18 protein-coding genes, 6 tRNA genes and 2 other RNA genes are annotated in these 20,354 nt (G+C 51.1%); 12 read left to right on the forward strand and 14 right to left on the reverse strand.

The window, feature by feature from the left end; translation table 11 throughout:
* Positions 1–12: 12 nt before the first annotated feature.
* Positions 13–1,029: a bile acid:sodium symporter family protein gene (locus tag ACMGGR_RS05105; RefSeq protein ID WP_246760785.1), complete on the reverse strand. Its 1,017-nt coding sequence runs from the start codon at positions 1,027–1,029 to the stop codon at positions 13–15.
* A 96-nt stretch (positions 1,030–1,125) separates the two neighbouring features.
* On the opposite strand from ACMGGR_RS05105, the gene ACMGGR_RS05110 reads away from it, so the two are divergent.
* Positions 1,126–2,046: a LysR family transcriptional regulator gene (locus tag ACMGGR_RS05110; RefSeq protein WP_246760786.1), complete on the forward strand. Its 921-nt coding sequence runs from the start codon at positions 1,126–1,128 to the stop codon at positions 2,044–2,046.
* Here the strand turns inward: ACMGGR_RS05110 and ACMGGR_RS05115 are convergent.
* From ACMGGR_RS05115 to ACMGGR_RS05145, 7 genes are all read right to left on the reverse strand, one after another.
* The gene (locus ACMGGR_RS05115; protein ID WP_246760787.1) at positions 2,043–2,393 is read right to left on the reverse strand and encodes a FlxA-like family protein; all 351 of its coding nucleotides are present in this window, start codon (positions 2,391–2,393) and stop codon (positions 2,043–2,045) included. The two genes, ACMGGR_RS05110 and ACMGGR_RS05115, sit on opposite strands and share 4 nt — an antisense overlap.
* A gap of 258 nt (positions 2,394–2,651) precedes the next feature.
* Positions 2,652–2,775: non-coding RNA, RtT sRNA (locus ACMGGR_RS05120), on the reverse strand.
* Between the two features lie 31 nt (positions 2,776–2,806).
* Positions 2,807–2,930: non-coding RNA, RtT sRNA (locus ACMGGR_RS05125), on the reverse strand.
* Between the two features lie 31 nt (positions 2,931–2,961).
* Positions 2,962–3,037: transfer RNA gene (locus tag ACMGGR_RS05130), tRNA-Lys, on the reverse strand.
* 4 nt (positions 3,038–3,041) lie between these two features.
* Positions 3,042–3,117: transfer RNA gene (locus tag ACMGGR_RS05135), tRNA-Val, on the reverse strand.
* A gap of 32 nt (positions 3,118–3,149) precedes the next feature.
* A tRNA-Val gene (locus ACMGGR_RS05140) sits at positions 3,150–3,225 on the reverse strand.
* A 48-nt stretch (positions 3,226–3,273) separates the two neighbouring features.
* Positions 3,274–3,349, reverse strand: a tRNA-Val gene (locus ACMGGR_RS05145).
* Positions 3,350–3,622: 273 nt separating this feature from the next.
* Here ACMGGR_RS05145 and gltX point away from each other — a divergent pair.
* Positions 3,623–5,038 (forward strand): glutamate--tRNA ligase, encoded by a 1,416-nt coding sequence (gltX, locus tag ACMGGR_RS05150; RefSeq protein WP_246762649.1) that lies wholly within the window; start codon positions 3,623–3,625, stop codon positions 5,036–5,038.
* Between the two features lie 44 nt (positions 5,039–5,082).
* On the opposite strand, the gene ACMGGR_RS05155 is transcribed toward gltX, so the two are convergent.
* Together ACMGGR_RS05155 and ACMGGR_RS05160 are read right to left on the reverse strand one after the other, a co-directional pair.
* Positions 5,083–5,442: a YfeC-like transcriptional regulator gene (locus tag ACMGGR_RS05155; protein ID WP_246762648.1), complete on the reverse strand. Its 360-nt coding sequence runs from the start codon at positions 5,440–5,442 to the stop codon at positions 5,083–5,085.
* Between the two features lie 151 nt (positions 5,443–5,593).
* Positions 5,594–6,382: a formate/nitrite transporter family protein gene (locus ACMGGR_RS05160; protein ID WP_246762647.1), complete on the reverse strand. Its 789-nt coding sequence runs from the start codon at positions 6,380–6,382 to the stop codon at positions 5,594–5,596.
* Positions 6,383–6,798: 416 nt separating this feature from the next.
* On the opposite strand from ACMGGR_RS05160, the gene ACMGGR_RS05165 reads away from it, so the two are divergent.
* The 10 genes from ACMGGR_RS05165 to ACMGGR_RS05210 all read left to right on the forward strand — a co-directional run bounded on the left by ACMGGR_RS05165 (position 6,799) and on the right by ACMGGR_RS05210 (position 15,915).
* A tRNA-Ala gene (locus ACMGGR_RS05165) sits at positions 6,799–6,874 on the forward strand.
* A gap of 45 nt (positions 6,875–6,919) precedes the next feature.
* Positions 6,920–6,995: transfer RNA gene (locus ACMGGR_RS05170), tRNA-Ala, on the forward strand.
* A gap of 571 nt (positions 6,996–7,566) precedes the next feature.
* Positions 7,567–8,313 (forward strand): methyltransferase domain-containing protein, encoded by a 747-nt coding sequence (locus ACMGGR_RS05175; RefSeq protein WP_414148311.1) that lies wholly within the window; start codon positions 7,567–7,569, stop codon positions 8,311–8,313.
* A 10-nt stretch (positions 8,314–8,323) separates the two neighbouring features.
* Positions 8,324–9,235 carry a class I SAM-dependent methyltransferase gene (locus ACMGGR_RS05180; RefSeq protein ID WP_414148312.1) on the forward strand — a complete coding sequence of 304 codons (912 nt, stop codon included), beginning with the start codon at positions 8,324–8,326 and terminating at the stop codon, positions 9,233–9,235.
* Positions 9,232–10,347 (forward strand): M50 family metallopeptidase, encoded by a 1,116-nt coding sequence (locus ACMGGR_RS05185; RefSeq protein ID WP_414148313.1) that lies wholly within the window; start codon positions 9,232–9,234, stop codon positions 10,345–10,347. Before ACMGGR_RS05180 ends, ACMGGR_RS05185 begins: the two co-directional genes overlap by 4 nt.
* A 9-nt stretch (positions 10,348–10,356) precedes the next feature.
* On the forward strand, positions 10,357–10,482 hold the full coding sequence (locus ACMGGR_RS05190; protein ID WP_414148314.1) for a TglA family RiPP precursor: 126 nt from the start codon (positions 10,357–10,359) through the stop codon (positions 10,480–10,482).
* A 56-nt stretch (positions 10,483–10,538) separates the two neighbouring features.
* Positions 10,539–11,444, forward strand: a complete 906-nt coding sequence (locus tag ACMGGR_RS05195) for a DUF692 domain-containing protein (protein ID WP_414148315.1) — start codon at positions 10,539–10,541, stop codon at positions 11,442–11,444.
* On the forward strand, positions 11,444–12,235 hold the full coding sequence (locus tag ACMGGR_RS05200) for a hypothetical protein (protein WP_414148316.1): 792 nt from the start codon (positions 11,444–11,446) through the stop codon (positions 12,233–12,235). The genes ACMGGR_RS05195 and ACMGGR_RS05200 overlap by 1 nt, the downstream gene beginning before the upstream one ends.
* The gene (locus ACMGGR_RS05205) at positions 12,222–14,660 is read left to right on the forward strand and encodes a lantibiotic dehydratase (protein WP_414148317.1); all 2,439 of its coding nucleotides are present in this window, start codon (positions 12,222–12,224) and stop codon (positions 14,658–14,660) included. Before ACMGGR_RS05200 ends, ACMGGR_RS05205 begins: the two co-directional genes overlap by 14 nt.
* Positions 14,650–15,915, forward strand: a complete 1,266-nt coding sequence (locus tag ACMGGR_RS05210) for an MFS transporter (protein WP_414148318.1) — start codon at positions 14,650–14,652, stop codon at positions 15,913–15,915. Before ACMGGR_RS05205 ends, ACMGGR_RS05210 begins: the two co-directional genes overlap by 11 nt.
* A gap of 34 nt (positions 15,916–15,949) precedes the next feature.
* Here ACMGGR_RS05210 and ACMGGR_RS05215 read toward each other — a convergent pair whose 3' ends face one another.
* From ACMGGR_RS05215 to ACMGGR_RS05230, 4 genes are all read right to left on the reverse strand, one after another.
* Complete coding sequence (locus ACMGGR_RS05215) at positions 15,950–17,068, reverse strand: aminotransferase class V-fold PLP-dependent enzyme (protein WP_414148319.1); 1,119 nt, start codon at positions 17,066–17,068, stop codon at positions 15,950–15,952.
* Between the two features lie 175 nt (positions 17,069–17,243).
* Positions 17,244–17,999, reverse strand: coding sequence for an alpha/beta fold hydrolase (locus tag ACMGGR_RS05220; protein ID WP_246762143.1), 756 nt, complete (start codon positions 17,997–17,999; stop codon positions 17,244–17,246).
* Between the two features lie 8 nt (positions 18,000–18,007).
* Positions 18,008–19,075 carry a class I mannose-6-phosphate isomerase gene (locus ACMGGR_RS05225; RefSeq protein ID WP_414148320.1) on the reverse strand — a complete coding sequence of 356 codons (1,068 nt, stop codon included), beginning with the start codon at positions 19,073–19,075 and terminating at the stop codon, positions 18,008–18,010.
* A 108-nt stretch (positions 19,076–19,183) separates the two neighbouring features.
* Positions 19,184–20,047: a glucose 1-dehydrogenase gene (locus ACMGGR_RS05230; RefSeq protein ID WP_414148321.1), complete on the reverse strand. Its 864-nt coding sequence runs from the start codon at positions 20,045–20,047 to the stop codon at positions 19,184–19,186.
* Positions 20,048–20,354: the final 307 nt, after the last annotated feature.

The raw sequence follows: 20,354 nt of genomic DNA on the forward strand, positions 1-20,354 counted from the left end.
TCCCCCTGTGGATTACTTCTGCGATTCAACCATCGCTTTCCCCGTTTGCTGCTGCTTAGCCGCCAGCTTTTCCCCCGCTTTTTTATAGCGCTGCGCCAGCATGGAGCAGACCATCAGCTGTACCTGGTGAAAAATCATCAGCGGCAGCACGATGATCCCTACCGAGGCGGAAGGAAACAGAATGTTTGCCATCGGCACGCCGTTCGCCAGGCTTTTCTTGGAGCCGCAAAACAGAATGGTAATCTCATCCGGACGATTAAAGCCAAACAGGCGAGCGGCCAGTAAGTTAATAGCCAGGGCGACAAACAAAATGCCCAAACTGCCGATCAGAATATAAAGCAGCGTCATGGCGCCCACACGATGCCAGATACCGTTTACTACGGCTTCGCTAAAGGCGGAATAGACAACCAGCAGAATAGACGCCTGATCCGTTTTACCAATCAGCCCTCGATGTTTTTCAACCCATTCAGCAATCCAGCGCCGCGAAATATGTCCCAGCACGAAAGGCACCAGCAGCTGCAGCATGATTTTGCCAATTTGTTCCAGGTTGCCGCTGGCGGCGTCGTTATGCACGTTCATCACCAGGCCAACCAGCAGCGGCGAAATGAATACGCCCAGCAGGCTTGAGGCCGAAGCGCTACAAACCGCTGCAGCCACGTTACCGCCAGCGAGCGACGTTAGCGCGATAGCGGACTGAACGGTGGCAGGGAGGATACACAGATAAAGGAAGCCGGTATAAATTTCTGTGCTGACCGGCAGCGGATGCCACCAGACAAACAGCAGTCCGAGAAGGGGAAAGAGCACAAAAGTGCTGAACATCACCCATAAATGCAGCCGCCAGTGGCCGCCGCCGGCAATAATTTTTTCACGCGACAGCTTGGCACCGTGCATAAAAAACAGCAGGGCGATAGCGGCCGTCGTCAGCCATTCAAAAAAGGTGACAAAGTGGCCGCGAGCGGGCAGGAAGGTGGCCAGCAGAACGGTGATAATCAGCTTTACCATCAGCGGATCGAGTCGGAAAAAACGCATTGTTAACGCCTCGTTAATAAATCAATGGCCGCTATTGTGCGTCAGAAGGGTTTAGAAATAAAATTGATTTATTGAATTCATATATGAGCAAAATCGATGAATTGTACGCTCAGGCAGTTACGGGTATTTGTCGCGGTGGCACAGCAGGGCAGCTTTAGCCAGGCGGGCCAGACGATCGGCCTTAGCCAGTCGGCGGTGAGCCATAGCGTAAAAGAGCTGGAAAGCGAAATGGGTATCCGTTTGCTCGACAGAACTACGCGTGAAGTCATGTTGACCGAGGCGGGCGAGCAGTTAGCCAGCCGTCTGGAGAGGCTGCTGGAGGAGCTGAACACAACATTGCTGGATGTTCGCAGCTATGGCCAGCAGCGTAGCGGCACCGTTCGCGTAGCGGCCAGCCAGACCATTTCCGCGCATCTGATGCCGCAGTGTCTGGCCGCCAGCCAGGTCAACTTCCCCGAGATTAAAATTATGCTGCGCGACAGGCCACAGCAGTGGGTGTTGCAAAGCATTCGGAATGCGGAAGTGGATTTTGGCATCGTCATTGGCCCGCTTCAGGTTGACGATCTGGAATGCGAAGTGATTCTGGATGAGCCGTTTCTGCTGCTGTGCCGCCAGGACGATCCGCTGGCTTCGATGCAGGTCATACACTGGCAGATGCTGAATAATCGGCAGCTGGTATTGCAGGATTATGCCTCGGGAAGTCGTTTGCTGATTGATGAAGCGCTACGTTTGCAGAAGGTACAGGCGGAAATCGTGCAGGAGATAGGCCATCCGGCAACGCTTTATCCGATGGTGGAAGCAGGCATCGGCATCAGTGTATTACCTGCGCTGGCGCTGCCCTTACCGCAGGGGCGGCCGCTGTTGGTCAGGAGAATGACGCCGGAGATTAACCGTTCAATTATGTTAGTAAGGCGTAAGAACCGTTCGCTGACGCCCGCAGCGGAAGCCATCTGGCAGGAAGTGCGTCAGCAGGCACTCCTGCTGACGCAACAAAGGAAACTCATGCCGGCGTTTTAGATGTAAACGTTTACAGAGTTGCTGGCGGTCGGGCGGTTAACGCCGTCTGCCACTTTACTGTAGGCAGAGGTGGTGTCCTGCTGGCTATCCTTCTTATCCTGCGCTTTCTGCTGCTGGGCCTGCTGAAGCTGGGCAATCTGTGCTTCAATCATCTGGATCTGGCTTTTGATGACCTGTTCCTGCTCCGTTTTTTGCTCATCAGTCAGCGTCGTGTCCTTATCCAGCGTTTTCAGCTGGGTTTGTAACGTCGTTATCTGTTTATTTAACGCAGCAATTTTAGAAGTGGAACCGCCGCCTGAGCTGCCGGAACCGATAGAGGTATTGGTAGTGGTCGTAATAGTTGTCATCGCTGTCTCCTTGGTAATAGATCAATACGGTTATCGGTAAGTGAGGCCGGAGACTTGAAGCGAAAAAGCGTAAAATAAACGTTAAGAATTCGAAAGCGAAGCGGGTGTAGGGAGCGATAAGCTGCTGGAATGGTTATTAATGTTGCTAACGGGAAAGGGAGCGCTGTAAGTGTTGCTGCCAGGGGAGCACCAGAGTGCAGGTTCAACCCTGACGAATGACGCATAGCAAAAAGGCGCCTTTAGGGCGCCTTTCTACACTGGTGGGTCGTGCAGGATGACTCGGCTAAAGCCTCGCCCTTCGGGTCGTTGCTTTCAGCAACGCTGTCTCCCTTTGGTCGACTCGACCTGCTGCAGGTTCGAACCCTGACGAATAACGCATAGCAAAAAGGCGCCTTTAGGGCGCCTTTCTACATTGGTGGGTCGTGCAGGATGACTCGGCTAAAGCCTCGCCCTTCGGGTCGTTGCTTTCAGCAACGCTGTCTCCCTCTGGTCGACTCGACCTGCTGCAGGTTCGAACCCTGACGAATAACGCATAGCAAAAAGGCGCCTTTAGGGCGCCTTTCTACATTGGTGGGTCGTGCAGGATTCGAACCTGCGACCAATTGATTAAAAGTCAACTGCTCTACCAACTGAGCTAACGACCCGAAGTGGTGGGTGATGACGGGCTCGAACCGCCGACCCCCTCCGTGTAAAGGAGATGCTCTACCAACTGAGCTAATCACCCACTTCGGTACTTCTGACCAGACTTGTAAGAGATGGTGGGTGATGACGGGCTCGAACCGCCGACCCCCTCCGTGTAAAGGAGATGCTCTACCAACTGAGCTAATCACCCATTTCTTACACTCTGGGAACTGCTACACTGCGGAGCCACCGTTTAGAGTGGTGGGTGATGACGGGCTCGAACCGCCGACCCCCTCCGTGTAAAGGAGATGCTCTACCAACTGAGCTAATCACCCCCGCTGTGTGGAGTCGCATTATAGGGATCGCGCGAAATGAGTCAACGCTTTTTACAGCGAAAATGCGCGTTCGTCTTAAATTTAAACAAGATGTTGCGATTTCAGCCGAAAGCAGTAAAGCACCGCTGGCTTTTCCGGCGAAGACGGCGTTAAAGCCGGGGTTTGCCGTTGAGGATTCGTCTTCTGATGATAGAATGTTGCCCACTTTCTTCTGGTCTTTATCAGACCTCCCCGGCGATGGCCGAATCTGATAGCGTAAAAAGGCAGCTGTTAATGAAAATCAAAACCCGCTTTGCTCCAAGTCCGACAGGCTATCTGCACGTCGGTGGCGCTCGCACCGCACTCTATTCCTGGCTGTTTGCCCGCAATCAAGGCGGTGAATTCGTACTGCGTATTGAAGACACAGATTTGGAACGCTCTACCCAGCAGGCTATCGACGCGATTATGGATGGCATGAACTGGCTGAACCTGGACTGGGATGAAGGCCCGTATTATCAGACCAAACGTTTCGATCGCTACAACGCGGTTATCGACCAGATGCTGGAAGCGGGCACCGCTTATAAATGTTACTGCTCGAAAGAGCGTCTGGAAGCGCTGCGCGAAACGCAGATGGCTAACAATGAAAAGCCACGCTACGACGGTCGCTGCCGCGACAGCCATGAACATCACGCTGATGATGAACCTTGCGTGGTGCGTTTTCGCAATCCGCAGGAAGGCTCGGTCATTTTTGACGATCAAATTCGTGGCCCGATCGAGTTCAGCAATCAGGAGCTGGATGACCTGATCATTCGTCGTACCGATGGTGCACCAACCTATAACTTCTGCGTGGTGATTGACGACTGGGATATGGAAATTACCCATGTTATTCGCGGTGAAGACCATATCAACAACACGCCGCGCCAGATCAACATCCTGAAAGCGATTGGCGCGCAGGTTCCTGTTTACGCTCACGTCTCTATGATTTTGGGCGATGACGGGAAAAAACTTTCTAAACGCCACGGTGCAGTAGGCGTTATGCAGTACCGCGATGACGGCTATCTGCCGGAAGCACTGCTCAACTACCTGGTTCGCCTGGGCTGGTCACACGGCGATCAGGAGATTTTCAGCGTTGATGAAATGAAGCAGATGTTCAGCCTGGACGCGGTCAGCAAATCGGCCAGCGCCTTTAATACTGAAAAACTGCAGTGGCTGAACCATCATTACATCACCACGCTGCCGCCGGAATACGTTGCTACCCATCTGCAATGGCATATCGAGCAGGAAAATATCGATACCCGCACCGGACCGGAGCTGGCTCAGCTTGTGCGTTTGCTGGGCGAACGTTGCAAGACGCTGAAAGAAATCGCCGCATCCTGTCGCTATTTCTACGAAGATTTTGACGCTTTCGATGCGGACGCTGCGAAAAAACATCTTCGCCCCGTTGCCCGTCAGCCTCTGGAAGTCGTGCGCGATAAGCTGGCCGCTATTGGCGAGTGGAATGCGGAAAATGTTCATCATGCTATCCAGGCTGCTGCGGATGAGCTGGAAGTCGGAATGGGTAAAGTAGGGATGCCGCTGCGCGTGGCCGTTACCGGTGCCGGTCAATCGCCAGCGCTGGACGTTACCGTGCAGGCGATTGGTCAGTCTCGTAGCGTGGCGCGTATTGAGAAAGCGCTGGCTTATATTGCCGAGCGCGAAGCGCAAGCTTAAAACCGATAGTCAGACAGAAAAAACCGGCCCTGTGGCCGGTTTTTTTACTGTTCCGTATGGCTGATATCCAGTCGGAGCAGCATGCCCTGAATCCCTTCACGTAACAGCAACGCATAAAGCTTTTCCTGCTCTTCGCTGTTCATCTGTTGGATAGACGTCATCAAAAGCGCGGGAAGAGAGTTCTGCGTGACGCGATAGGTAGCGGTAGGCTCGGCAACATGTCGGGTAGACTTCAGGAAGTTTCTTACGTTCTCATCAATATGGATCATTCGAGCTTTGCCGCCCTGCACGCCGGGTTTCGGCACCGTCGTCCACTGCTCTTTTTTAACCCATTTATTGATGGTCTGACGACTAAAACCTGTTTCCTGCGCCAGTTCTTCCGGAGTTAACCATTCCTTTTTCATTATGCAATATCCTTTTTGCGTTGATAGGTAACGGACATATATTACAGGAATTTATTGTTCGAACAACTAACAGGCAAGACTAATCTGATTGAATAATTGATAAAACAAGAAAACGAAGTTCCCCTCGGCCGGGTGGCAGAGGGGAGGAAACTTAGCGCGAGGCGGTTGCAGACTGCTCTTGCGGACGATACGCCAGGTAGTAAGCCAGGCCGACAAATACCGCGCCGCCTACTGTATTACCCAAAAAGACCGCGGCAAAGTTAGGCAGGTAGTCTACCCAGCTCAGCTGGCCAGCAAAGATAGCGGCCGGGATGATGAACATGTTCGCCACGACGTGCTGGAAACCGATAGCCACAAACGCCATGACCGGGAACCACATGCCAAAAATCTTGCCAACCATATCTTTACTGGCGAAAGCCATCCAGGTTGCCAGGCAAACCAGCCAGTTACAGCCGATACCAGAGATAAAAGAGTGCATGAAGTCGGCGTGGACTTTAGCAGAGGCGATAGCCACGGTTTTCTTCAGGTAGTCGCCTTCTGTCATACCCAGCACGTGGCCAAAGAACCACGCTACGGCGATACTGCCGATAAAGTTAGCAATCGTTACCCAGAACCAGTTACGCAATACGCTAAAACCGCTGACCTGACGAGCAAACCAGGCAATTGGCATCGTCATCATATTACCGGTCAGAAGTTCACCGCCGGCCAGCACGGTCAGGATAATACCAACAGGGAATACCGCCGCGCCCAGCAGGCCGCCAAATGAACCCCAGTCGGCAGGAAGTTGGTTAATGACGTGCAAATCCAGCAGAAAGCCCGTGGCAATAAAGGCACCGGCAATAAAGCCAAGGATCAGCAGGGTAGGAACAGAAGAACGACTTTTGGCGATACCAGCCTGAACAGCGACTGCCGCGATTTCTTTAGGTGAGTACAAGGACATAGTGGCTCTGATTCTGGTGTAGTGAAAGAAATAAAGGCCGAAGCCGTTGCGTTGTATAAGCGCATATCCAGCGCTGGCAAGGGTTCAGCCTTCGAAACGAGAGGAGTTTTGCACGAGATTTTAACAAAAACAAGCATGATTAAGCGGGTGATTAACGCTCTGTTTACACGATTGAAGCCCTAAAGATTCTGAGAGTGACGCTAATCCCGTCTGATTGCGCCCAGGGCGTCATTTAATTGTTTCCTGAGGCGTAATAGCAGCAATTTATGCTGCACTCATTGCAGTCAATGTGAATTGTTTTCCAGCAGGCTGGGCGCTTTTTCAGCGATCGCACGCGGAATGGCATTTTGCCGTTGACACCCTCGGCCGTGTTTCATATTATGCCCGCCGTCAAGACGACAAAGGTTTTTCGGCTCGGGGGTATAGCTCAGCTGGGAGAGCGCTTGCATGGCATGCAAGAGGTCAGCGGTTCGATCCCGCTTATCTCCACCAAATCTTCACCAGACGATTTGGCGCGAAAAACCGGTTTTTTGTTGTGGGGGTATAGCTCAGCTGGGAGAGCGCTTGCATGGCATGCAAGAGGTCAGCGGTTCGATCCCGCTTATCTCCACCAAATTTTTATTTTTCTCCTGTTGTTCATCCTTCCTTTTAAATATCTTTGCTATTTTCTATAGCAGCACCAGTCATTGCACTTAACCCTTATTTGTTTTCATATCTTCCTGACTTCCTGACTTCCTGCATTTTATTATTTTGCATGGCGCTTTTTGGTTGTTCAAATTTTGCTCAGGTTAGCCGTTTTCAAGGCATGTCCAGTGCACAGACAACATAATTGTATCTTCAGATGATTAAACTCGTTAAAAAAGTACAGGAGTAGTAGAACATGCCAAGCTTTAATAGTTCTTTAGTTTTAAATCGCAATTGCATATTCATATAACGGATAAGCGCTATAAAAAGACAGAAATGTTTGGCCCTGATATTTATCCCATTCAATAATTTTTATGATATTTTTTGTTTAAAATTAAGTTGATAAGTAAAATTTATAACCCAGTAACGGCGCGGTTTGCCAGCCTGGTAGCGAATAAAAAAGCGCTAAATATGAAATTAATCTTATATTTCCTGTTGCTTAAAAAATGCGTTAATGTTAAAAAAAATTAACTTTTTTAACATTGTAGGGTGGCGGCATCATGGCAAGTGTTGAAAGCATAATCGACTCTTCTTCAAGTAATGTGGGTGATGGCATAGATTCTTTGAATGCGGCCTGGACGTTTGGAGGAAGTACCCCGCAATATTTTGACTCCCACGTTTCAAAGTCTGTCCCAAAGTATCAGGATGGTCATGATATTGTTCTGGCACTGAGCGATTTCTTTATTAATAAACAGTCGATAGTTTATGAGCTGGGAAGTTCAACCGGTGCACTAACGCGTAAATTAGCCGGGCGCCATAATAAAGGCGCAAAGTTTATTGGTATTGATATTGAAGATGCAATGACCCGTCAGGCAAATCTTCTCCTGGAGTCGCAAAAAAATCAGAATGTTACTTTTTTGACGGAAGATATTCTAACTTTCCCCTATGAGAAAAGCGACTTTATCGTAGCTTATTATACCGTGCAGTTTATTTCGCCACGTGTGCGTCAACAATTATTTAATCATATTTATCAAAGCTTGAATTGGGGCGGGGCTTTTGTTCTCTTTGAAAAGGTACGCGGGCCAGACGCGCGCTTTCAGGATATTATTAGTAGCTTGTATACCGATTATAAGGCTCAGCAAGGGTACGCCCCGCACGAAATATTAGCTAAGTCTCGTTCTTTAAAAGGCGTACTGGAGCCTTTCTCAACGTCAGGTAATCTGGACATGCTTAACAGAGCCGGTTTTGTTGATGTGATGTCGGTATTCAAACATATCTGTTTCGAAGGTTTTTTCTGCATTAAATAAAGAGGCGATTGTGAATATCAAATCTGTCAGACATTACCTTGAATTATTACAGATGCGGCAGGATTACTCTGCGGGTTGTACAGTATGCGAAATTTGCCAGTCTTCAGATGCGGAAATTTTATTACCCATTATTCATGGGCCGCAGAATAAGCTGGTGGCATTGCCGGTAATGGGGTGTCGTGAGTGTGGACATATTTATCAGCTCTATCGTTTTGAGTACAATTTTTATCAAGATTATTACGACAAATTCTATCGGCTAAATTTATTTGGCAATACGGAACCGGACGAGTATTTTTTTCGCGATCAAATCAAACGAGGCGATTATCTTTATAAAAACCTGCAACAGTATCTGCCGGAAAAAGGCGTTCTGATTGATGTAGGATGCTCAGCCGGAGGATTAATGATCCCATTCGCCAGGCGAGGCTGGCGGGTTACAGGTAACGATCCGGACAGCGCATATGCCAGCTATGGCAAAAAATTAGGGTTGATTATCGATACCGTCAGCGCCGAAGAGATGACTGTCAGCGAGCCAGCGAACCTGATTATTATTAACGGATCGTTGGAACATGTTTATGACGTCAACCAGGTTATGGCGAAATGCCGGACGGTGGCTGCACCAGAAGGTTTGCTGTTAATAGAAGGGCGTGCGTTGGGCTATGGTATGCAGCAGGGTTACCTCACGCACAATCATCGGCGTTTTCTTACGCCGCACAGTATTGAACTGTTAATGCTCAAGCATGGCTGGATGCCGATACTGACTACGGAGATGCCCTTATGTGGACCCACTCGCCCTGGTGCGGTATTCGTGCTTGCCCGAGCGGGGCAGGTTGACGTCCAGGATTTTGAACGCGTGCAGGCACTTGGTCAAACTGCGTTACGGGAACGTTATCAGCCGTGGTTTACCACTACGGGGGCAGCATGAACGATACTTTGTTGCAGGCGGTTTTAGCTTCAAAGAACTGTTACTACCGGAATGAACTGGAATGTGAACCTTTGCCGGAAAGCACTAAACCAAAATATCGCGTTTATGACCCTCATAATGATATTGCTTATGAAATAGGTGCTATTGAACTGAAATTAGCAAAGCTTTTTAACGGTGAGCGGTCGTTAGAAAAGATACAGCAGCTTGCCGCTGAACGTTTTCAGGCCGTTATCAGCTTGCAAAAGCTGGGTCAGTTCCAGACGCGTTTACTACATTTGGGCTTACTGAACTATGGCGATCGGCGTGGCGGCCTTCAGCGCGATCCGGCAACCGGCATTACCTATGGTCCTCTGAAACGTTTTCTTCTGTTTAATCTGGTGAAAATGAATCCGCAACCTGCATTAGATCGTCTCTATCGGGTTGCTTCATGGCTTTGCTCGCCGATTTTACACGCCTTGCTAATGGTATCCGTCTTGACAGCATTTACATGGCTATTTACCCGTTGGGTGCTTTTTAGTCAGGACGTTGCTGCTACCTACCTGCACTGGTCATGGTTGTTCTGGCATTACCCTGTGATCCTTAGCTCTATAGCTATTCATGAGCTGGGGCACGCTTTGTGCTGCCGCCATTATCGCGTACGCGTAACTGATTTCGGTATTGGGATTTATACGCTACTGGCGACGGGGTGGGTGCGGCCAGAACAACGGACCTGGTCGGCGCTGACGCCGGGACAACGGGCTATCACTATTTTAATGGGGCCTGCAGCGAGTCTTTATTATGCGGCGGTAGGCATTGTGGTATGGGGAATAACGGCAGCGGATTCGCCGTTTCACAGTATGGGCGTAGTGATGGTCGTTGCTTCCTGCCTGTCATTACTTCCTACTTTGCTACCCATTTATAATGGCGATACCTGGCTGGCATTAACTGAATATTTCAATCAACCCAGATTAAGGCAGCGAGCTTTACGCTACTGCCGTCAAAAATTAACGGGTAAAACGGTTGAGAATGAACAGCACCGACAGCTTTATTGGTTGGTAAGTATCCTGACCGTGCTGGGCTGGCTCGTTGCCTGGTGCGCAATAATTTTAATGATAACCCGTCTGTTGCCATAGGAGAGAAAAATGAAACCAGAAGTAGATCAAAGCCCGAACCCCGAGCAGTTGCCTGTAACGGAACAGGCTGAAAACCTGTTTGAAGAGTTTGATTTGGATGACATAGAAGTGATTGAAAGTAAGGTTTTTGCATAATGTAATTCTGCCCTGGAAACGGGGCAGTCCAACGGCAACGCGGATGAGTAGACGATATGACAGCAATGGCAAAGCCCGACAGGGTAGGCGTAGGTATTCAATATAATCCGGAAATACTGGACTGGTTTCCTTTTGAAACCTTGCAGGTCGACTTGCTGGAAATTTTGCTGGACAACATCATGGCACCGATAGACGGGCCTCATATTATCCGCCCTGAAGTTCGGGCAGTAATGGAAAAACTAGGTAAACAATTTACTCTGCTGGCGCATTCTAACTACGGTTGTGACTTTGGTTTTAACCCTCTTGAAAGCACGGCAGCGGTTCAGCGGCATATTCCATTAGCCAAAATGATCAACAGTCCCTGGGTAGCTAATCACTGTTTCTACGGTGATGATTCCTGGCTGGATATCTGGAGTAGTCCGTTGCAATTCTCTCAGCATGAAGTTATACGCTGCGCCGAGCGTGCCGCTGAGCTACAGCAGCGGTATGGTATGCCGTTGGCTCATGAAAATGCCGCTTACTATCTGCCTTGTCCCGGTGCGGAGATGCGAGAAGCGGAGTTTCTGGCGCGACTAGTACAGCGCTCGGGTACCTTTTTACATCTTGACCTGCACAATATTTATGCCAATTCAGTAAATTTGCCCGATTTCGATCTCAGAGATTATCTGGATACGCTACCGCTGGATCGAGTGATCTCAGTTCATTTGGCGGGAGGAAGCTGGGCAGAAGGGCTGTATCACGACTGGCATGATGATGCCGTACCAGAACCGGTCTGGGATCTTTACGAAGAGCTGTTATCGCGCGCTACACCTTCTGCGATTGTTCTTGAGTATCAAGGACAAGCACACCATACGCTTACCAGGGTTATGGATGCAGAAGATGAGTCAATGATTGTGAAAGATGTCCGTCGAGCACAGGCTGTCTGGCAGCGTGCCCTGAATGATAAAAAGGCGGTAAGCTAATGGACGCTAAAACTGTATGGCAAACCTGGCGAAAAATTTTGCGTGATGAGACACTCCAGCAGCATCTTCTGACCCAACAATGGCCACAGCCCTGCGATCATTTTACGTCGGCAGAGCAGGAAGTTATTACTGCCTATGCTCATAATATCGACCGGGCAAAATGGTTTATTGAAAATTATCAGTTCCGCCTTGTGAATTCTTTTATCAATGCCCTGGAAACCGGTGCACCGCTGACGCTACGTGCGTTAATGAACTGCGGGATGGATATTTCCGAGCTTTCTCGTGAATTCCTGCGCGCTTATGACTGGCATGATTATGGCCCGCGAGTATACAGCTATTGTAAAGATGCGCTGGGCTGGCTGATATCGTCACAAGAACGATTGGGATTATCAGACGCGCTGAAAGACCTCATGGGTCTTGAGTCTCAGGTGGTTGCCCTCTATCTATCTCTTGCCACAAACAGTAAACCTATATTAGCTAGAAAAGAAGGTTACGCGCAAAGCGGTATGGCACGTCTTTATTATAGTCGTTTCCGTCTGTCGCAATGGCTGCGCGATAAAAAATCGCTCGGTTTGACAATGCCGCTGACAGGAGAAGAATCATTGCTGGTTGTTATGCCGGATCGGCATAGTCGACATAAATATCTTCTTTTGCCGCCCCGCAGCGCCCAAATCTACCAGGATGCTGCTGGCGCTGGCTATCAGCCTGGCGCAGACGATCTACCCCACCTTGATCGGCTGATTACCGCAAATGCACTGGTATTTCGGGAGACGGTAAATGAGATGTGCTGATTTTTTTTGGCTGCGTTCAGCAGGATTTGCAGCAGATGCGCTATTACAGGATGCTCCGCTTTCTACAACGCCTGAGTTTGTTGCGTTAATGGCGCAACTTCAGCGACGTGAGTCATTACATCAGCTGTTTAGCGCGCACATTGCTTCCATCGGCGAAGAACAATGCCGCAAGGTTACACGTAAACTAAAAGCTAATCAGCCGATTAGCGTAAGCGATCTACCCCTGTCGCTTCGCGATACTTTGACTGATGCAGTGGCAGAATTGCAGTCAATAGCGGCGGACGTCACGGCCCGGGAAGAAGCACTACGGCCTGAATTCGCCATATCCGGTGAACAAATGCGCCAGCAGCTGATTGACTTCCTGGCTCAGCCGGATGTTGCAGAGGCAATATTTATTTCAAACCCGGAAGCTGCTCAGCGCATCGACGCACTGATTGCTGAGCGGTACGCGCCTTACGATAGCCGGAAAAAACAAAAAATCCGTCTTGGCTGGAGCTATGGGCAGCGTTTCTGTACCAAAAATGACACCTGTAGCTTTTTTGGTCCTATAGCATGGGGACGTTTCTCCGACTCTCAGGATAGCGTTAGCATTGTTCATCCACCTGGTTCGTGGCTATCGCAGCGGAAAACTTTTTTTGAAAGCTGGGTCATGCAGCGTATTGTCACACGTATCAACAGTGAATGCCCACTGCCTAAACGGCTTCCACTCATGCTGAATGCTGGCTGCTACCTACATCATGATGTTTTGTACTATCCCCTGGAGAAAACGCGCCGGTTGACTGGCAGAACGTTGGCAGTGCTGCAAAAGCTGAATGAATCTGGCGCGGTAATAAACGAAGAGCAGTTAAGCCAGAAGTTAAATTTTGACAGTCACCCGCTGATTCAGCATCTGATTGATGCAGGTATTGTACAGCGAGGATTTCAGCTCTCTCCTCGCGATCCCGAAGCGTTGGAACAGTTACGTCATAAGATGGTGGCTTTCCACCTGCCCGTTGATTTTGTGGCCCGCTGGTCTGACTGTTTTCACCGGCTTATGGCCTCTCGCGAAGCTTATAGCCGTGGCGATATTACACAACGGCAGCAGGCGCTACTTACTATCAATCAAACGCTAAATCAGGCCGGAATCTCACTGGCAAGAGAAAGCGGCAAAATGTACATTGGCCGCTATCCGCTGTATGAAGACTGCGCCCGAGCCAGCCGCGTTATTTTTAGCCGTGAGCTACAGCAACACATCAATAACGATTTCGCTCCGCTAATGTACCTTTATCGGTGGCTAACGCGAGCTACGGCTTTTCTGCTTCATCAGGAATGGTTGAGCGTTTTTCAGGGATGCTTGCAAAAAGTTTCGTCAGGCGATAGCGTCAGCCTGCTCCTTTTTCTACAGGCTTTACAGCCGCAGCAGTCCAGCATTCAGCAGCAGGTATATCAGCGGGTCCTTACTATGCTGGAGAAGGCGTGGCAGCCTTTATTTACTGCATCACAGCAGGAAGAGCTGGTGCTGGAGCCGCATCAAATTGAGCAGGTCATGACGACACTTGAGCAGCAGTGTCCGGCCGCAGTAGATTTTGAAGTATTGGGCGACAGCTTTCACTCGCCGGATTTTATGCTGGCTGCCGCCAGTCTGGATGCGCTAAATCAAGGGGAGTACCAGCTTGTTATTGGTGAAACGCATCCAGCGGTACATACGTTAAGTCAGCCGGTCGCGGCGCCTTTTAGCCCTTACCTCGCTGAAATTGAACAGGAGGTAGCCCGGCTTTTTGGGCGCGAGCGGGTGATGCTGGCTGATTCGCCTGAAAGCTATCAGCGATCACATATTGACTGGCCGCTGATCGACCATTATAGCCAGCTGATATTACCTTCTGGTGGTGGCTGCGTAACGCCGGATAAACGCTATGCTGTTGGACGAGCACGTGTACGATGCGAAAAAAACCGGCTAACCGTATTGGACATTGCTGGCGTTTTTCAGGAGGATTTACTCTGCGTTAACGGCACTCCTCTACATCAACTGTTGTTCCATCTGGCTGGTGATATTATCCCCCGAAGCGAGCCGCGACGTATTCGCTTTAACCGTACCATCTATAAACGTCGTAGCTGGACTTTTGGGTCAGAAAGCTGGCCGGTAGCGCTGCCAGATGAGTTCGACACTTTTATCCAATGGCAAAGCTGGCGGCAATTACACGATTTGCCACTCCGGGTATTTATTAAATGTGACAGCGAGCCTAAGCCGCTGTTTGTGGATTTTGATAACCCTTTGTCGTTAGATGCACTTATGACCGCCTTAAAAAAAGCAAAGGTCAGCCTGGTCTCAGAAATGTTACCGGCACCTGAGGCGCTTTGGTTCAACGATGCGCGCGGGCGAGTATGCTGTGAAGTGCGCTCTACTTTTTCCTCTCTTAAACAGGAAGTGCCTCAGAATGCAGAATGAACAGACGACAGGCGCGGCAGTTCGCGATGCGCAAAAAAGTTTCGCCATGCTGTTTCTTACTATTTTTATTCCTTTTGGTTTGGGGCATTTTGTTTCTTACCTGTTTCGTACGGTAAATGCGGTCATTTATGACGATCTGGCTGGCGAACTTCATTTACCCGCGGAAAGTCTTGGGCTGCTTACCGGCATTTATTTTTTGACCTTTGCCGCAGCGCAGCTCCCGCTGGGCGTGATGCTGGATCGTTACGGGCCTCGTTCCGTTCAAAGCCCTATGCTGCTGATTGCCGCTGCCGGTTCGGTCATTTTTTCGCTGTCGCATAGCGAGGCCGGATTACTGGTCGGGCGCGGATTGATTGGCCTGGGGGTCGCAGGTTCACTGATGAGCGCGATAAAAGCCTGCTCCATCTGGCTACCGGTAGAACGTTTGCCGCTCAGTACCGCCTGTCTGCTTTCTGTCGGAGGGCTGGGAGCGATGGCTTCCACCGCACCCCTGCACGCCATGCTGCAATGGGTTTCCTGGCGGCAAATGTTTTTACTGTTAGCCGTCATGACCGTGCTGGTTAGTGGCATTATCCACTTTTCAGTACGTGGTGCTTTTACGCCAAAAAATACCCGCTTCAGCGACATGTGCCGGGAAGTCGGACGACTTTACCGTTCATGGGTTTTCTGGCGGCTTGGTCTCTATTCTGTTTTTGCTAACGCCACTTATATGGCTATCCTGGCTTTATGGATGGGGCCATGGCTGCATGATGTAGCCGGACTGAGCAGCTCGCGAATGGCGGATGCTCTGATGTCAGGAACGGTAGCTATGGTGGCGGGTTCCCTTAGCTTTGGCTGGCTGACGGACTATTTACGCAAATATGGCGTACAGCCCATCATGATCTGCGGCAGCGGCGTGGCAATATTCGTCCTGTTCCAGCTACTGATGCTAAGTGGCCTGCCAATTTCGCCGTTTGTCATTACGGTCGGTTTTAGCTTTTTTGGCACTGCGGCCACTATGAATTACGCTATCGTCGCTCAATCGGTAGAGCCAGCGCTGGCGGGAAGGGTAAGCGCCTCATTTAACCTGGTCGTATTTTTACTGGCTTTTATCGTGCAATGGCTAGTGGGCATGGTTATTGGCCGCTGGCATACCGTAGCAGGAAGTTATCCTGTGGTGGCCTATCAGTGGTCTCTGGCCATGTTGATAGCGCTACAGGTCCCCGGACTTCTGCTGTGGTTAACCTTTAAACCCTGGCAGCGCAAAAGCATATAGAAGAAGCTGCCAGCGTTCAGGTTGTTATCGGAAATTAAGCATTAAACTCGCCGCTCTGTATCAAAAAGTCGATCAGGGCGGTCAGCTTTTTCAAATCCTCAAAAGCGATATTGTGGAACAGCGCAATCCGCAGCTGGTTACGTCCCAGCGCCCGATAGCCTTCAATACCGTGTACCAAACCTTGCTCGTCCAGATAGCGGGTCAGCTTATCGACATTGATCGTGTCTGCAACATCAATCGCGGCAACGGTGGTTGAACGCGCAGCCGGGTCGGTAACAAAGGCTGAAAGATAAGTTTTTTCCTGCGCCCACTGATACAGCCAGGCGGCTTTCTCGGCGGCCTGCCGTTCTACTTCTTCAAAACCGAGCGCGTTCATCCGTTCCGCCTGACGGGCAAACAGAAACAGCGTTACCACCGCTGGCGTATTGTAGGTCTGCTGCTGCTCGCTGTTGCTGAGCGCCAGCCGCCAGTCGGCGAATACCGGAATATAACGATCCAGCGCGGCAATCTCCTCAATACGCGCCTTCGCTTTTGGCGACAGGATCGCCACAAACAGGCCGCCTTCGCTGGCAAAAACCTTCTGCGGGGAGAAGAAGAACACGTCCACGCGTGAAAGATCGCAGGCAATCTGACCGGCGCCGCTGGTAGCATCCACGGCCAGCAAACAATCTTCGCCCACTTCCGGCAGGCGCGTGTTCATCACGCCAGTAGACGTTTCATTTAGCGTACAGGCGACAACGTCAAAACCTTCCGTTAAAAAAACGCTGTTGGGCTGGCCGTAATCGACCGTGGTTTTCTCTGCCGCAATCCACGGAATGCGGTCGGAAGCTTTAAACCACTTAGCGGAAAACTCGCCGCAAACGTGGTGAGCAATACGCTTTCTGACCAGCCCAAGCCCGATCATATCGAACAGAATGGTCGCGCCGCCGTTGCCCAAAACGATACTGTAATCGTCCGGCACCGATAAATAGTCTTTCAGGTTTTGCTGAATTTCCCGGCACAGCGCCCGCACCGGTTCTTTGCGATGGCTGGTACCCAGCAGATGCGGCCCTTTTTCCTGTAAGCGTGTTAAATCATCCAGCTGGATCAGCGAAGGGCCGCAGCCAAAACGAGGATCGGACGGGATCAGGTTTTCCGGAAGAGAGATTGCCACAGAGTTCTCCTGTGAGTGCTGCGCCAGATGCAGCAAACTGATTGATTTGGAAAATTAATATAAACCGGTTCCCTGAACGGGCGCTAATGATTTTCTGGAGCGGCGAGGCGCTAAAAGCGAGGCAATACCGGAAATAAGCGTCACCTTATTTCCGGCAGGGGAAGAAAAAAAGAGATCAGAGGTCAGCGGCAAACGCCGTCATTAGCTCAGCCAGCTGTTGTGGCGTCTGCATTGGCATCAGGTGCCCGGCACCTTCAATCACTTCCAGACGGCTGTCCGGCAAATGAGAAAGCGTGAGCTGCTGCTGTTCAGCGGGTGCAGGAACCTGATCGTCAGCCGAACCGGCTATCAGCAGCGCAGGGCAGTTAACCGTGCCGATGCGCTGCGACCAGTCTTCCCGGCTGCCTTTTTCAGGCCAGGCGCGCCAGGCATCAAGATTAGCGCGCTGCGCATCCCGGATAGCAACTTCTCGCACTACGTCGGGCAATCGCTCGCTTGCCGCAGTATCAACAAACTGTTCCGCTTCTTCGCGGCTGGCGCTGTAGTCGATTTGGCTACGGCGATCTTCATCACTCATCGGCTGTGGGCCAGGTGGAGAAGGCGCAACCAGAATTAATCCTCGCAGATAATCTGGCTGACGCGAAGCCAGCACCAGCGCGACCTTGCCGGTCATTGAATGGCCGACGACGATACAGTTATCCAGCTTCAGCTCGCGAATACTTTGATCAACCTGTTCGACCATCGCTGCAACATCGTAGCCGCTTACGCCAGCCGCCGCGCCAAAACCAGGCGTATCAAGCGTGATGCAGCGATGTTTTTCATCCAGCCAGCTGATGGCTGGATACCAGGTATGGCCCGAACCGCCCAGATAGTGCAGCAGAACAAAAACCGGCGCGTCGCTGGCCTGGCCATGTAGAGAATAAGGCAGCATAAAATCTCCTAACGCAGTTGGTCTGTTACGTCGCCAAGGCGCGCAATGGTGGCGTCATCGTAGCCGCGTTCGCGTAAAGGCCGATTAACTTCAGAGTCCAGATCGGGAACATAGCCGACGAGAATTTCACCCGGCCCGTTAAAGGTCACGCTACCTAAGGCAGCCGGAAGCAGCAGCGTTTCCGCTTTTTCCAGCGTCCAGCTTTCACCTGCCGCTGTAATCTGCAACGGTTCGCCCAGGTTAGAAATAATGCGTGCGCGATTGAAGCTGTAATCGTATCCGGCAGAAAAACGCCAGCGCTCCAGCGCAAAGTAAGGGCCTGCGCAGCACATCAAGCGGGTGAACTGTGAGCTTTCTTCCAGCGTCAGACCCTGTTGTGGCGTTAAGGTCAGCTCTGGCCGTAGTTCAGCCAGCAGCGCATCGATATTTTTTTCGCGTTCCTGCGGCGGCACTTCGCTACCGTCCTCCATACGCCACGGCATGGCGTGCTGCTGAATATTGGAGGTTTGCTCAATTTCGTATATCAGCGTATCCGGTCCGAAAGAGTGCAGCATGCCGCCCGGCACGTAAAAAGTATCGCCGGTTTTAACCGGAAAACGCTGCATCACTTCGTCGTATCGCTGGGCCAGTAGTGCGGCGCGTAGCTGCTGCTGACCGATGCCTGGCTTGATGCCTGCCAGACAGGTCGCGCCCGGTGCAGCCCATAAGATATGCCAGGCTTCGCTTTTGCCGTTGGGCTGCTGTTCCAGACGCTGCGCGGCTTCATCATTGGCGTGCAGATGCACGGGCAGCATGCCGCTGCCGTCGATAAACTTGGTTAACAGTGGAAAATGCGGCCCGCGCCAGCCCTTTGCCACCAGCTCATCGGGGTAGCGCTCCGTTAATTCATGCAGGCTAAGCCCGGCGTACTCACCGTTTTTAATCGTGGCGCGCATGCCTTCCACGTCGCTGACTTCCCAGGTTTCCGCAATACGCCCGTCCGGTAAACCCGCTTTTCCAAGGCGTGTTTTAATCAACTCGCCGCCAAAAATATGCGTGGCTATCGGCAACGTTAGTCGTAAAGGATAAGCTTTCATCTTTTTTTCCTTAACAAAAGCCTGCCCACAGGCCGCATGAAGCGGCCTGTTGTTACTTTCATTGGGCAGATGTGAAGGGGGAACGGGGCGGATTTACCGCCCCGGACATCAGATGACGGCGACGCCACCGGTGACGGCGATAGTCGCGCCAGAAATGTAGCTGGCTTCATCGCTGGCCAACATGACATAAGCCGGAGCCAGTTCGGCAGGCTGGCCTGCACGCTGCAACGGCACTTCGCTACCGAAATTCTTCACCTGCTCGGTTGGCATGGTGGTCGGGATCAGCGGCGTCCAGATTGGACCAGGCGCAACGGCGTTAGCGCGGATCCCTTTATCTGCCAGCAGCGCTGCCAGGCTACCGGAAAAATTAATGATGGCCGCTTTGGTTGCCGAGTAGGCAATCAGCTTCGGCTTAGGCTGATCGGCATTAACCGAGGCGGTGTTGATAATAGAGCCGCCCGGTGGCATATGCGGAACCGCGGCTTTACAGATGCGGAACATGGCGTAAATGTTGGTTTTCATCGTGCGGTCAAATTCATCATCGCTAATTTCATCCAGAGAATCACGGGTCATCTGGAAAGCGGCATTGTTGACCACGATATTGATTTCGCCAAAGGCTTCTACCGCTTTGCTGACGATGGCCTGGCAATGCTCCGCCTCGCGGACGTCTCCAGGTACCAGCACCGCTTTGCGTCCGGCTTCTTCAACCAGGCGTGCGGTCTCTTTTGCGTCTTCGTGTTCATCCAGATAAGAGATCAGCACGTCTGCGCCTTCGCGAGCGTAGGCAATAGCAACGGCGCGGCCGATGCCGGAATCGCCACCGGTAATAATCGCTTTCTTACCTTTTAGTCGGCCGGAACCCTGATAGCTGGCTTCGCCATGATCGGGTACGGGCTGCATTTCATTGGTGCTGCCTGGCCATGTTTGCTGTTGTTCTGGCAGTGGAGGCTGGGGACGATTAGTTGTCGACATGATTTCTCCTCTTGAACCAGCAAGAATGCCGGTAGTTAATTGATATCGCGCGCTGAAAAGCTTTCAGAAGCGCACGGCATAAAGATGATTTTGATTACGAACTCGGTTATTTCCGCTCGTTAAGGAATAAGCATAGTTAAAAAAAATCAAAGTGCTAAACCGATTCGGCTGAGGTTTACGCAACGGCAGGGGCAGAGCAGGCGCGATAAAAAAGGAGAGAAACAAAAAACGGGCAGGGTAATCAGTAAGATTTATTGCAAGATGGGCAGGTAGATTTATCAGAGATCGGGCCGACTTACGTCGTAAA

The organism is Erwinia sp. BNK-24-b (assembly GCF_047456155.1).
GTDB classification, from domain to species: domain Bacteria; phylum Pseudomonadota; class Gammaproteobacteria; order Enterobacterales; family Enterobacteriaceae; genus Erwinia; species Erwinia phyllosphaerae.

Bases quoted from the DNA above. Each gene is read 5' to 3' on its own strand.
- ACMGGR_RS05210 (WP_414148318.1), top strand. From the start codon at position 14,650: ATGCAGAATGAACAGACGACAGGCGCGGCAGTTCGCGATGCGCAAAAA.
- ACMGGR_RS05190 (WP_414148314.1), top strand. From the start codon at position 10,357: ATGAAACCAGAAGTAGATCAAAGCCCGAACCCCGAGCAGTTGCCTGTA.
- ACMGGR_RS05155 (WP_246762648.1), bottom strand. From the start codon at position 5,442: ATGAAAAAGGAATGGTTAACTCCGGAAGAACTGGCGCAGGAAACAGGT.
- gltX (WP_246762649.1), top strand. From the start codon at position 3,623: ATGAAAATCAAAACCCGCTTTGCTCCAAGTCCGACAGGCTATCTGCAC.
- ACMGGR_RS05230 (WP_414148321.1), bottom strand. From the start codon at position 20,047: ATGTCGACAACTAATCGTCCCCAGCCTCCACTGCCAGAACAACAGCAA.
- ACMGGR_RS05225 (WP_414148320.1), bottom strand. From the start codon at position 19,075: ATGAAAGCTTATCCTTTACGACTAACGTTGCCGATAGCCACGCATATT.
- ACMGGR_RS05195 (WP_414148315.1), top strand. From the start codon at position 10,539: ATGACAGCAATGGCAAAGCCCGACAGGGTAGGCGTAGGTATTCAATAT.
- ACMGGR_RS05220 (WP_246762143.1), bottom strand. From the start codon at position 17,999: ATGCTGCCTTATTCTCTACATGGCCAGGCCAGCGACGCGCCGGTTTTT.
- ACMGGR_RS05185 (WP_414148313.1), top strand. From the start codon at position 9,232: ATGAACGATACTTTGTTGCAGGCGGTTTTAGCTTCAAAGAACTGTTAC.
- ACMGGR_RS05200 (WP_414148316.1), top strand. From the start codon at position 11,444: ATGGACGCTAAAACTGTATGGCAAACCTGGCGAAAAATTTTGCGTGAT.
- ACMGGR_RS05160 (WP_246762647.1), bottom strand. From the start codon at position 6,382: ATGTCCTTGTACTCACCTAAAGAAATCGCGGCAGTCGCTGTTCAGGCT.
- ACMGGR_RS05175 (WP_414148311.1), top strand. From the start codon at position 7,567: ATGGCAAGTGTTGAAAGCATAATCGACTCTTCTTCAAGTAATGTGGGT.
- ACMGGR_RS05110 (WP_246760786.1), top strand. From the start codon at position 1,126: ATGAATTGTACGCTCAGGCAGTTACGGGTATTTGTCGCGGTGGCACAG.
- ACMGGR_RS05105 (WP_246760785.1), bottom strand. From the start codon at position 1,029: ATGCGTTTTTTCCGACTCGATCCGCTGATGGTAAAGCTGATTATCACC.
- ACMGGR_RS05205 (WP_414148317.1), top strand. From the start codon at position 12,222: ATGAGATGTGCTGATTTTTTTTGGCTGCGTTCAGCAGGATTTGCAGCA.
- ACMGGR_RS05115 (WP_246760787.1), bottom strand. From the start codon at position 2,393: ATGACAACTATTACGACCACTACCAATACCTCTATCGGTTCCGGCAGC.